Raw genomic sequence first — 11,815 nt, forward strand, 5'->3', positions numbered from 1 at the left:
ATACGCATCCATCCCCCTCGCCGCTCGTACCGCCCCACTCAACGCGAGAGCCACTCCGCCATCCACTCCTCCGCCAGCCTCACAACATCCGGCCCGATCTCGAAGTGGCCGCCCGGCAGCCACTGCAGATCCCGCACCCCCGGCAGCCCCGCGAACAGCGCCTCCGTCCGCTCACGCGGAATCAGCTCGTCGCCCGTCTTCCCCACCACCCGCACCGCCACCCCTCCCAGCTTCCCCACATCCGAATCAGGCCCCGCCGCCGGGCCCGCCAGCCCACCCTCCCCAACCAGACAGAACGCCGCAGCCTTGAACCGCCCACTGCGCGCCACCGCCGCCACCCCCAGCATGCTCCCCAACGAATACCCCACATACCCCATACGACCCACATCTACCGGGAGCACCCCCGGCAAAAGCTCCAACATCCGCGTCACCTCCGCCGCGAACTGCGCCCGAATCGCCTCGAACCGCGAAGGCTCCCGGAAGAGCGCCATCGGATCGTGCGTCTCCCGCTCCCCGTGCAGCGGAGCGTCCAGCCCCACACACACCCACCCCCGCCTCGCCCACCGCATGCCCACCTCGCTCACCCAGTAATCCTCCTTCGAGCCCATCCCCGGGTGCTGAATCTGAACCAACGGCAGCAACCCATCGCTCCCCACCGGCAGAAATGCCACCCCCGGCACCAGCTCGTCGCCACACCCGAACCAAAAATTCACCTCCCGAACATCCCCTACCAGCGTCTCCCGAACCCGAAGGCCATCGTCCATGCCAGATACCTCCTCGACGCGAACCATAAATCTATTTTCACGCCCACCTTGACCGAGAACTTCCGACGCCCAAAGATGCTCCCAGGCCCAACTGGGCCCGAACGCCTAGTCTGCCTCCCACGGCAGAACGGGGGAACCAGTTCTCGGGGCGAATCCCCCCGGGCGGCGCGGGAAGACCCGCCCGCGAAGGTGGAGCGGCTAACTCCGGCCGCAGCCCGTCAGCTAACCCCGGCGGCGTAGGAAGACCTCGCTCGAGGCCACCCCGCATATGGTCTCCAGGCCTTCCATCCCCGCCGTCGGGCCCGCGCCCATACCCCACCTCGCCGTCTCCGCACCGTCCCCATGGCTCGAACGGCTCGGGAACGCCATTCCTCTCTTCCTCTCCCTCCTCCTCATCTCCTTCATCTTCTGGGGGCCGTTCCACGCGCCCCTCACCTTCGCCATCCTCAGCACCGCCTTCTTCCTCTACTGGCTCCTCCGCAGCTACTCCGTCGCCGTCGCCTGCGCCATCGGCCTCCGACGCATCGCCCGCTGGAAAAACACCGACTGGTACGCCACCTACCGCGCCACCATCGCACGCCACGGCTCCCCCGACCGCTGGACCTGGCCCCGGCACCTCGTCATCATCCCCAACTACCGCGAATCCGAAGAAGGGCTCGCGCGCACCATCGACTCCCTCGCAGCACAGACCATCGCTCGTCAGCTCGTCGTCGTCCTCGCCATGGAAGAGCGCGAAGCCGGCGCACGCGAAAAAGCAGCCCGCCTCATCGCTCGGTACCCCGGCCACTTCAGCGACATCTTCGCCACCTTCCACCCCGCCGGCCTCCCCGGCGAAACCCCAGGCAAGGGTTCCAACGAAGCCTGGGCCGCACGCGAAGCCCATCGTCGCCTCATCGAGCGCGGCGGCGACGACCTCCTTCGCTACACCGTCACCAGCTGCGATGCCGACGCAGTCTTCCATCCTGCCCACTTCGCCGCCCTCAACTACCTCTTCCTCACCGCCCGCAAACCCTACCGCACCTTCTGGCAGCCCACCATCTTCAACTCCAACAACATCTGGGAAATCCCCGCCCCCCTTCGCATCCCCGATGGCCTCTCCGGCATCAACCGCACCTCCAACCTCCTCATCCCGGGAAGCGTCCGCTTCCCCACCAGCTGCTACTCCCTCTCCTGGCAAATGCTCCACCTCGTCGACTACTGGGACGAAGAAGTCATCCCCGAAGACTGGCACCTCTACCTCAAATGCGCCTACAGCCTCGGCGACGACGTCAACGTCGAGCCCATCTTCCTCCCGCTCGGAAACGACTGCGTCCTCGCCGATACCTACTGGAAGACCCTCAAAGCACACTACGCCCAGTCCGTCCGCCACGCCTGGGGCGCCAGCGATATCCCCTACGCATGGCGGGCAGCCCTCCACCCCCGATCGCCCCTCTCCTGGCCACGTCGCCTCCTGCTCGCCGGAGCAGTCACCAAAGTCCACGTCCTCTGGGCCGCCCAGTGGTACATCGTCACCCTCGGCATCTTCCTCCCCTCCCGATTCGCCGCCCAGTTCGGCGCCCCGCTCCCCGGCTGGTGGGTCCACCGCTACCAAGTCCCCGGCACCGGCTGGCACCCCGAACACCTCCTCGAACCCTCCCGCTGGTTCCGCATCGGGCCAGAAGGCATCCTCGAGCCCACCATGTGGCTCAACCTCCCCGGCATCCTCGTCGCCCTCTGCCTCTTCCCCCTCCTCCTCATGATCGTCTTCGAACTCAAGACGCGCGGCCCGCGGCCCGCCTACGTCCCCCGGCGCGTCTACCTCACCGGCCTCCTCATGTGGCCGCTCATGGCCGTCATCACCTTCTTCTTCGCCAGCCTCCCCGCGCTCCACGCCCAGTGGAAGCTCGCCTCCGGCCGCGGGCTCGTCTACCGCGTCGCCGAAAAAGGCAGCCGAGCCCCCGTTCGAGCTCCTGCCGCGTTCGTCGCCGCCACCGAAGCCCCCGAACCCATCTCCATCAGCGGCGGCAAATAGCCCCACCGCCTCGCCGACCGCCACCCATTCCCGTATCGTGCCCACCGCAAACCACCGCGGAGGCCCTCACCGTGCCCGACATCGAATACCTCCTCGAAGGCTCCACCGCCATCCTGCGCCTCGAGCGCCCCGAAAAAATGAACGCCATCACCTACGAAATGCTCGGCCAAATCGAGGACGCAATCCGCCAAGCAGGCACCGACGACCGCGTCCGTGCCCTCGTCCTCACCGGCACCGGCCGCGCATTCAGCGCCGGCACCGACCTCCAGCAGCTCTCAGCCCAACCGCCCAGCGCCGGCCGGGCCGAAACCTACGCCGCCGCCTACGCCGAAAACCGCCCCGCCCCCTGGACCTTCGCCTCCATCCCCAAGCCAACCATCGCCGCCGTCAACGGCGTCGCCGTCGGCGTCGGCGTCGAATTCACCTCACAGTGCGACTTCCGCATCGCCGCCGAATCCGCCCGCTTCGGCTGGGTCTTCGTCCATCGCGGGCTCATCCCCGACACCGCCGCCGGAACCTGGCTCCTCGCCCGCATCGTCGGCCTCCAAAACGCCGCCTACCTCCTCTACTCCGGCGAAATCATCTCCGCAACCCGCGCCAAAGAGATCGGCTACGTCCACGAAATCGTCCCCGACGCCGAACTCATGGAGCGCGCCCTCGCCTTCGCCCACACCGTCTCCCGCGGCTCCCCACTCGCCACCGCCGAAACCAAGCGCCTCCTCTACCGCGGACTCACCCGCGACCCGCTCGAACACATCCAGGACAGCACAGCCACCATTACCCGGCTCTTCGCCAGCCAAGACTTCCGAGAAGGCGTCCGCGCCTTCCTCGAACACCGCGACCCCGAATGGAAAGGCCGCTAGACGCCGCTCACCAAATCCCGAGCGCCATCTTCACATCCTCGCTCGCCATCGTCCGCGGGTCCCACGGCGGATTCCAGACAATCTGGACATCCACATCCTTCACCCCCGGGAGCTCGCGCAGCTTCGCATACGCCTCCCCCCGGATGATCGGACCCAACGGACACCCCGGACTCGTCAGCGTCATCGTCACCAGCACGTCCCCGTTGTCGTACTGAATGTCGTACACCAGCCCGAGGTCCACGATGCTCATGTTGATCTCCGGGTCCTTCACCTCCCGCAGCTTCTCCCGAAGCTGTTCGTAGGTCGGAGCCTGGGGCGTCTCCGTATCAGCCATGGTTCACCTCCTGAGCGGCAGCCCTTGCCTGCCGCAGCGCTTCCAGCAACACATTCCACGCCAGCAACGCACACTTCACCCGAACCGGCAGCTTCGCGACACCCTCCAGAGCCTCGAGGTCGCCCAGCGACCGGTCCGGCGGCGCACCATCCACCAACATCGATCGTACCTTCCCCGCCAACTCCTCCGCCTCGCCCAGCCCGCGCCCCTTCACACCCTCCGTCAGCATCGAAGCACTCGACTGCGAAATCGAACACCCCTGTCCCCAAAACCCTACCTCCCGGATCGTCCCATCCACCACCACCAGGTCGAGGTGAATTTCGTCACCGCAGACCGGGTTCACCCCCTCCGCTTGCACCGTAGGAGCCGAGAGCGGGCCCCGGTTCCGCGGACGCCGGTAGTGGTCCAGAATCAGCTCCCGGTACAGATCATCGAACGGCGGCTCGCTCATGCCCCTCCCCGAACACGCGGATTACCCCCTCCAGCGCCTCGACCAGCGCCTCGATATCCTCCGTGTCGTTGTAGATGCTGAAGCTCGCCCGGCTCGTCGCCGGCACGCCCAACGCCCGCATCAACAGCTGCGCACAGTGGTGCCCCGCACGGATAGCCACACCGTAACCATCGGCAATCGTTGCCACATCGTGCGGATGGGCCGCCTCCATCGCGAAGCTCACCACCCCGCCTCGCTCCCCAGCTGCCATCGGACCGAACACCCGCAACCCGGGCACACGCGCCAACCGTTCCAGCGCCAGCGCCGTCAGCTCCTCCTCGTGTCGCCGCACGTTCCGCATCCCCACCCCCTCCAAGTACTCGATCGCCGCCCCGAACGCCACCACATCCGCGATGTTCGGCGTCCCCGCCTCGAACTTGTGCGGCACATCCGCCCAGCTCGAACCCTCCGGCCGCACCACCGAGATCATGTCACCACCACCCAGAAACGGCGGCATCGAATCCAGGAGCTCCCTCCGCGCCCAGAGCACCCCCACCCCCGTCGGCCCCAGCATCTTGTGCGCCGAAAAAGCCAAGAAATCCGCCCCCAGCTCACCCACGTTCACCGGTAGATGGGGCACGCTCTGCGCGCCATCCACCAGCAGCAACGCACCCGCCCGGTGTGCCATCTCCGCAATATCGCCCACAGGCACGATCGTCCCCAGCACGTTCGACATCTGCGTCACCGCCACCAGCTTCGTCCGCGCCCCGATCGCCCCGCGGAGGTCGTCCAGGTCCAGCCGCCCATCCGCCGTCAACCCCACGTACCGCAGCGTCGCACCCTTCCTTCGCGCCAAAAGCTGCCACGGAACGATGTTCGAATGATGCTCCATCGTGCTCAAGACGATCTCGTCCCCCTCACCCACCGCCTCGTCCCCCCAGGCCCGCGCCACCAAATTGATCGCCTCCGTCGCGTTCCGCGTGAAGACCACCTCTTCCGGGCCCGCCGCCCCGATGAACCGTGCCACCCGCCGCCGCGAATCCTCGTACTGCTCCGTCGCCCGGACAGCCAGCGTGTGAATTCCCCGATGAATGTTCGCATTCGAAGTCTCGTAGAACCGCACCAAAGCCTCGATCACCTGCCGAGGCTTCTGCGTCGTCGCCGCATTGTCCAGATACACCAAGCGGCGACCATTCACCCGCTGTTGCAGAATCGGAAAATCCGCGCGAATCCGCCTCACGTCGAGCATCGCTGCCTCCTCACGGCACCGGCACGTCCACTTCGATGATCCCATCGGTAACACGCGTCGCGTACGTGCGTACCGGCCGAACCGCCGGCAAACAGAGCGCCCGGCCCGTCGTCACATCGAACCGCGCCCCGTGCCTCGGACACTCTATCTCGTGCCCGCTCAGCCGGCCCTGGTCCAGTGGCCCACCATCGTGCGTACAAACGTCGTCGATCGCATAAATCCCATCCCCCGCATTGCACACCGCGATCCGTCGGCCCCCGGCTTCCGTCACACGCGCACTCCCCGGCAGCACCTCCTCCACCGCGAACGTCGCCACCCAGCCCATCAGCCTGCCCTCACCTTCGCCTCGAGCAGCCCCAAGAGCTCCTCCCGCAGCCCCTCGTCGGCGACCCGCGCCACCACGTCCTCCAAGAACGCCCAAACCAGCATCGCCTCCGCCGCCTGCCTGGGAATGCCCCGGGACTGCAGATAGAACAGCTGCTCCTCGTCCACCGGGCCCGCCGTCGCCCCGTGCGACGCGCGAATCACATTGCTCGTCAAAATCTCCAACACAGGGTCGCTGTCCGCCCGTGCCGTCTTGCTCAGCAACAGATTGCGGTTCTCCTGGTTCGCGTCCGCATTCCGTGCCTCCAACCCCACCCGCGTCAGCCCGTAATACACCGAACGCGAGCGGTCGCGCAGCGCCGCCTTGTACAGCAGATCGCTCCGCGTATCCGGACCGATATGGTCCTGCAGCGTATAGAAATCCACGTACTCATCGCCCCGGCCGTACGCCAGCCCCAGCAGCTCGCTGCTCGTACCCCGTCCCACCAGCGACGACTCCAGCTGCCCCTTCACCACCCGCCCGCTCAGCACGAGCTGCAGATTCTGGAAGGCCGCATCCCGCTCCGCACCCAGCATCCGCTGATACCCGAACACCCGCGTCCCCGGCCCCCAGCGATGCACCACGTAGTACCGCACCTCCGAGCCAGGCCCCGGCACGATCTCCACCACGGGGACAGCCAGCATCTCCGCATCGTCCGACGCGTACTCCTCCACCACCGTCACACGGCTGTTCGCCCCCGTCACGATCACCGTATGGGGCGAAACGAACTGCTGGCCGTTCGACATCCGCCGGACCCGCACCGGGCTCGCAGGCTCGGCGTTCGCCGGCACATCCACCACCACCGCCTCGCGCAAAAACGCATAATGCAGCGCCGTCAAACGATCCGTCCCCGGAGCAACCACCCTGCCGAGCACCTCCCCCAGCCGCGCAGCGGTCCCACCTTCAGCGAAGCCGAGCGTTGTCACTACCACCTCGTCGCTCGCCTCCACCCCAATCGCCTCGTCCTCCGCCACCGGATAGCGCCCGAAGTCGATAGACCGAGCGTCGTAGTACTTCCACGGCCGCGACTCGTAACTGTCCGGCCACCCCAGCTCCGCGGCCAACCCCGCAGCCTCCGCTCGCAAACGGCCGAGCCACTCCGGGTCGCCCAGCTGCGCCCCCAGCTCGCGGCTCGCCGCCAAAATACTCACCTCGTTCTCGATCGTCGATGTCATACCAATCCTCCGCCGGCGCACACCGCGCCGCGTATCCATCGCAGCCCAAAACCGGTGCGGCCAGCCTCAGCCGACCGCACCCTCCATCTGCAGTTCGATCAGCCGGTTCAGCTCCACCGCGTACTCCATCGGGAGCTCCTTCACGATCGGCTCCACGAATCCGTTCACGATCATCTTCGCCGCCGCCTCCTCCGAGAGCCCGCGGCTCATCAAATAGAACAGCTGATCCTCACCGAGCTTCGAAACATACGCCTCGTGCTGAATATGCACGTCCGGCGCATCGATCTCCATCGTCGGGTACGTGTCCGACCGCGATTCCTCGTCGAGCAAGAGCGCATCGCAGCGCACCGTCGACTTCACATTCTCACAACCGTCGTACACCTTCAGAAGCCCACGGTAGCTCGTCCGCCCACCGTCCTTGCTCAGCGACTTCGAAATGATCGTCGACGTCGTGTTCGATGCCGCATGAACGATCTTCCCGCCAGCGTCCTGGTGCTGGCCCTTCCCCGCGAACGCCAGCGAAAGAATCTCGCCGTGCGCCCCCGGCTCCATCAGGTAGACGCTCGGATACTTCATCGTCAGCTTCGAACCCAAATTCCCGTCCACCCACTCCATCACCGCGTCCTGATACGCCACCGCCCGCTTCGTCACCAGGTTGTACACATTGTTCGACCAGTTCTGAATGGTCGTATAGCGGACGCGCGCACCCCGCTTCACGATGATCTCCACCACCGCGCTGTGCAACGAATCGCTCCGATAGATCGGCGCCGTACAGCCCTCCACGTAATGGACCTGGCTGCCCTCGTCCGCAATGATGAGCGTCCGCTCGAACTGCCCCATGTTCTGCGTATTGATGCGGAAGTACGCCTGCAGCGGAATCTCCACCTTCACGCCCTTCGGCACATAGATGAACGAACCGCCGCTCCAAACCGCACTGTTCAACGCCGCATACCGGTTATCCGCCGGCGGCACCACCGTCCCGAAATACTCCTTGAACAGGTCCTCGTGCTCCTTCAGCGCCTGGTCGGTGCCGAGGAAAACCACCCCCTGCTTCTCCAGATCCTCCCGGATGTTGTGGTACACCACCTCCGAGTCGTACTGCGCCCCCACACCCGCCAGATACTTCCGCTCAGCCTCCGGAATGCCCAGCCGGTCGAACGTCCGGCGAATGTACTCCGGCACATCCTCCCACGAGCGCTCGTCGCGGTCCGTCGCCTTCACGTAGTAGTGGATATCGTCGAAGTCGATCTCCTTCAGTTGCGGGCTCCCCCAGGGCGGGTCCTGCTTCTGCCAGAAGATCTCCAGCGCCCGCAGCCGGAATTCGCGCATCCACTGCGGCTCGCCCTTCATATCCGAAATGATGTTCACGATCTCCCGGTTCAGCCCCTTGTTCGCCTTGAACAAGGCCTCCTCCGGGTCGTAGAACCCCCACTTGTACTCACCAACGATCGCTTCAGGTGCCGTCGTCATTTCCCCTCTACTCCTCTCGAAATGGTGCAGCGGACGCAACGCGCCCGATGCCAGCTCAGGCCCGCGCCAACTCCGCCAGGAACTCGTCGTAGCCGCGGGCTTCCAGATACTCCGCCAGCTCCGGTCCCCCCGAGCGCGCAATCCGCCCGTCGACCAGAACGTGCACGAATTGCGGCCGAATGTAGTTCAAAAGCCGCTGATAGTGCGTGATCAGCAGAAGGCCCATGTTCGGATTCATCACTTTGTTCACCGCCTCCGCCACCGTCCGCAGCGCGTCGATGTCCAGCCCCGAATCCGTCTCGTCCAGAATCGCCATCGCCGGTTCCAACACCGCCATCTGCAGCATCTCGGCGCGCTTCTTCTCCCCGCCGCTGAACCCATCGTTCACATAACGGCGAGCGAAATCCTGATCTACCTTCAGCATTTCCATCTTGCTGAAAAGCTTCTCCCGAAACTCCCGGATCGGAACCTCCTCCCCGCGCACCGCATTCACCGCCTGCCGGAGAAAATTCACCAGCGTCACCCCCGGAATCGGCACCGGATACTGGAACGCCAGAAACAGCCCACGACGCGCACGCTCATCCGGCGACATCTCCAGAATCGATTCGCCCTTGAACAGCACATCGCCGCCCGTCACCTCGTACGACGGATTCCCCATCAGGACGTTCGCCAGCGTGCTCTTCCCCGAGCCGTTCGGCCCCATGATCGCGTGAATCTCACCCGCCTCGATCTTCAAGTTGACCCCTTTCAGGATCTCCTTCTCCCCGATCTTGGCCCGGAGCTCGCGGATCTCCAGGAGTGCAGTCATCGCATCTTCTCCTTTACTCGTGCGTTACCGCAGTTCGACCGTTTCGATGATCTGTCGCTGGCCCGGCGTTCCCCGGACCAGATACTCACAACAGGGTGCCCCATCGACAATGCGATTGAGCTGTTCCACATCGCGACCCAGCAAAAGCTCGATCGCCCTCCGATCGGCCTCGCACGGCAAATCCGAAATCTGCGCCGCCACGTGATACGGACAGGTCGAATTCACCAAATGGATGCCATCCGGTTCCATCCGCCACGCCTCGAGAATCCCCTCTCGCCGCAGCACCTCCGTCACCCGCGCCACAATCTCCTCCACCGCACCGCCGTCCGGGACCTCGTCCCGATGCCGCGAAGCGAGCGACTCCGCCACATTCGCCATCACCTCCGCCACCACGTCTGGCCGCCGCTCCAAGCCCCGCAGCATCCGTGCCATCAAATCCGCATATGCCGGCGGAACCGTCCCGAAAGCCCGCTCCGTCGGGAAGTACGCGTAGTACGGTCGCCCCGTCGATTGCTTCACCGACCGGACATCGACCAGCCCATCTGCCCGCAGATTCTCCAGGTGCCGCCGCACCGCCGCTGGGCTGATATCGAACGCCTCCGCAAGCTCCTCGGCCCGCGCACCACGGTGATCCACCAGATACGCCAGGATTCGGTCACGCGTGCCTTGCATATCACCACCCTAGCCCACTTCCGAGACTTTTGCAACTTCCATGTTGTGAAAGTTCAATTCTTTCCCTGCCCACCCCACGCCACCACCGCCTCCGGCGGCGGCCCAACCGGCTGCATCATCCGCTCACGCCGCGCACGGAGCGCTTTCCCGAACTCCGCCCCCAGCAACAGAACCGACCCGCTGATATACATCCACAACAAAAACGCCAAGGCCGAACCGATACCAGCGTAAATCGCCGTGTCCCGCGAAAAACTCGAACGCGCAATCAGCACCGCAACCGCGTTCTTCGCCAACTCGAACAGGACCGTTGCCAACACCGCCCCCGCCGCAGCATCGCGCCATGCCGGCCGCGCCGCCGGCGTCACCCGATACAACACCAGAAACATCACGAACGTCACCATCGGCGCCACACCCAACCCCACCATCTGCAGCGCCCGCTCCCGTCCCAGAAACAACCACGCCCCATCGTCAATTCGCCCCACCAGCAGATTGGCAGCCGCCGTCGCCGCCACCGACAGGCTCACCAGCCCCCCCGCGAACACCACCAACCCCAAATCGATCAGCTTCCCCCGCCAGAACGGCCGCGTCGCACGCGCGTGCGCCGTCGCGTTCAACCCATTCCTCACCGCCCCGAATACCCCGCTCGACGACCACAGCAAAAACCCAATGCCAAATCCCAGGCTCGCCGCGCTCAGCTGCTGCGCCCGGCTCACGATCGCGTCCACATTGCTCCGCACCTCCTCCGTCTCCTGCAGCGGCACCTGCGCGAAAACCCAGTCGACAATAGCCTGCCGGTCCGCAAAAATCCCAAAAATCGCCAGCGTGATCAGCCCGAGCGGAACGATCGAGAAGATCGCGTAGTACGCCATCGCCGCTGCGTACGTCGGACAACCATCCTCCAGAAACAACTTCACCGTCGCGACTATTACATCGAACGGCGCACGGACAGAGCCCGGCATCGCCCCCCAGGCTCCACGGACCCTTTCGAACATCACCCCATCTTATCCCCATCGCCCGGGTCCGGCGGCAGCCTCCCCTCCGCCAGCGCCTCCAACGCCACCTCCCACACCGGCCCCACCACAGCCCAATCGAACCGCCTCGCAGCCATGCGGAAAGGCTCCCGTGGCGGCAGCGACCCGATCGCCAGTCGCCGCAACAGCGTCACCAGCCCTGCCTCGTCCTCCCAGAGCAGATCGTGGTACCCAGGCGGAACGAGCTCCGGGTACGCGTACCGCCGCGGCGCACACGGGATGCAACCCGCCGCCATCGCCTCCACCATCCCGATACCGAAAAACTCGTGGCGCGTCGTACTCACCGCGATGTCCGCACGCCGCAGAAGCGCACCGTACACCTCCCGCGACTCCGCAAACCCAAAGTGCTCCACCCGGTCGCCAAGCTCCTCCCGCAGCCGCCACATCGCCGGGCTCGGATTGTCGCCGGGCTCCCCAGCGATGATCAGCCCGAACGGCACACCCTCCCCGGCCAACTGTCGCACCACCCGGACGAACAGCTCCGGCGACTTGTCGAACTCCCACCGGTGGTTCCACAACAACCGCCGGGGTCCCGACCTACGCTCCTCCGCCTCGCCAATCCAATCCAACTCCACCCCCACCGGCAACACCACACTCCGCGTCCGAATCGCCTCGATACCCTCCACCGTCAGCCAGTTGTTCGA

General features: G+C 65.5%; 13 protein-coding genes and 1 riboswitch. Of the genes, 2 read left to right on the forward strand and 11 right to left on the reverse strand.

Annotated elements, in window-relative coordinates; genetic code table 11:
* Positions 1–38 precede the first annotated feature (38 nt).
* Complete coding sequence (locus VAE53_RS08985) at positions 39–791, reverse strand: hypothetical protein (protein WP_322819039.1); 753 nt, start codon at positions 789–791, stop codon at positions 39–41.
* A gap of 65 nt (positions 792–856) precedes the next feature.
* Positions 857–1,012, forward strand: a riboswitch (cyclic di-AMP (ydaO/yuaA leader).
* A 20-nt stretch (positions 1,013–1,032) separates the two neighbouring features.
* Between VAE53_RS08985 and VAE53_RS08990 the strand changes: the two genes are divergently transcribed.
* Both VAE53_RS08990 and VAE53_RS08995 read left to right on the forward strand, forming a co-directional pair.
* On the forward strand, positions 1,033–2,775 hold the full coding sequence (locus VAE53_RS08990; RefSeq protein WP_322819040.1) for a glycosyltransferase family A protein: 1,743 nt from the start codon (positions 1,033–1,035) through the stop codon (positions 2,773–2,775).
* A 71-nt stretch (positions 2,776–2,846) separates the two neighbouring features.
* Complete coding sequence (locus VAE53_RS08995; protein WP_322819041.1) at positions 2,847–3,638, forward strand: enoyl-CoA hydratase/isomerase family protein; 792 nt, start codon at positions 2,847–2,849, stop codon at positions 3,636–3,638.
* A 7-nt stretch (positions 3,639–3,645) separates the two neighbouring features.
* On the opposite strand, the gene VAE53_RS09000 is transcribed toward VAE53_RS08995, so the two are convergent.
* The 10 genes from VAE53_RS09000 to VAE53_RS09045 all read right to left on the reverse strand — a co-directional run.
* A complete protein-coding gene (locus VAE53_RS09000; RefSeq protein WP_158066066.1) occupies positions 3,646–3,972 on the reverse strand; it encodes a metal-sulfur cluster assembly factor in 327 nt (108 codons plus the stop codon).
* Entirely contained in the window at positions 3,965–4,423 is a 459-nt protein-coding gene (gene sufU, locus VAE53_RS09005) for a Fe-S cluster assembly sulfur transfer protein SufU (RefSeq protein WP_322819042.1), read from the reverse strand. The genes VAE53_RS09000 and sufU overlap by 8 nt, the downstream gene beginning before the upstream one ends.
* Positions 4,401–5,651, reverse strand: coding sequence for a cysteine desulfurase (locus tag VAE53_RS09010; RefSeq protein WP_322819043.1), 1,251 nt, complete (start codon positions 5,649–5,651; stop codon positions 4,401–4,403). Before VAE53_RS09010 ends, sufU begins: the two co-directional genes overlap by 23 nt.
* A gap of 10 nt (positions 5,652–5,661) precedes the next feature.
* The gene (locus VAE53_RS09015; protein ID WP_322819044.1) at positions 5,662–5,976 is read right to left on the reverse strand and encodes a non-heme iron oxygenase ferredoxin subunit; all 315 of its coding nucleotides are present in this window, start codon (positions 5,974–5,976) and stop codon (positions 5,662–5,664) included.
* Positions 5,976–7,190 carry a Fe-S cluster assembly protein SufD gene (gene sufD, locus VAE53_RS09020; RefSeq protein WP_322819045.1) on the reverse strand — a complete coding sequence of 405 codons (1,215 nt, stop codon included), beginning with the start codon at positions 7,188–7,190 and terminating at the stop codon, positions 5,976–5,978. The genes VAE53_RS09015 and sufD overlap by 1 nt, the downstream gene beginning before the upstream one ends.
* Positions 7,191–7,256: 66 nt before the next feature.
* The gene (gene sufB / locus VAE53_RS09025; RefSeq protein WP_322819046.1) at positions 7,257–8,660 is read right to left on the reverse strand and encodes a Fe-S cluster assembly protein SufB; all 1,404 of its coding nucleotides are present in this window, start codon (positions 8,658–8,660) and stop codon (positions 7,257–7,259) included.
* A gap of 55 nt (positions 8,661–8,715) precedes the next feature.
* Positions 8,716–9,468 (reverse strand): Fe-S cluster assembly ATPase SufC, encoded by a 753-nt coding sequence (gene sufC / locus VAE53_RS09030; protein WP_322819047.1) that lies wholly within the window; start codon positions 9,466–9,468, stop codon positions 8,716–8,718.
* Between the two features lie 24 nt (positions 9,469–9,492).
* Positions 9,493–10,140 (reverse strand): helix-turn-helix domain-containing protein, encoded by a 648-nt coding sequence (locus VAE53_RS09035; protein ID WP_322819048.1) that lies wholly within the window; start codon positions 10,138–10,140, stop codon positions 9,493–9,495.
* Between the two features lie 53 nt (positions 10,141–10,193).
* Positions 10,194–11,099, reverse strand: coding sequence for a YihY/virulence factor BrkB family protein (locus VAE53_RS09040; protein WP_322819049.1), 906 nt, complete (start codon positions 11,097–11,099; stop codon positions 10,194–10,196).
* A 32-nt stretch (positions 11,100–11,131) separates the two neighbouring features.
* Positions 11,132–11,815, reverse strand: a 684-nt coding sequence (locus VAE53_RS09045; RefSeq protein WP_322819050.1) for a glycosyltransferase family 4 protein, incomplete at its 5' end; no start/stop codon positions are given.

Source organism: Tepidiforma sp., assembly GCF_034432735.1.
In the GTDB taxonomy this organism is placed as follows: domain Bacteria; phylum Chloroflexota; class Dehalococcoidia; order Tepidiformales; family Tepidiformaceae; genus Tepidiforma.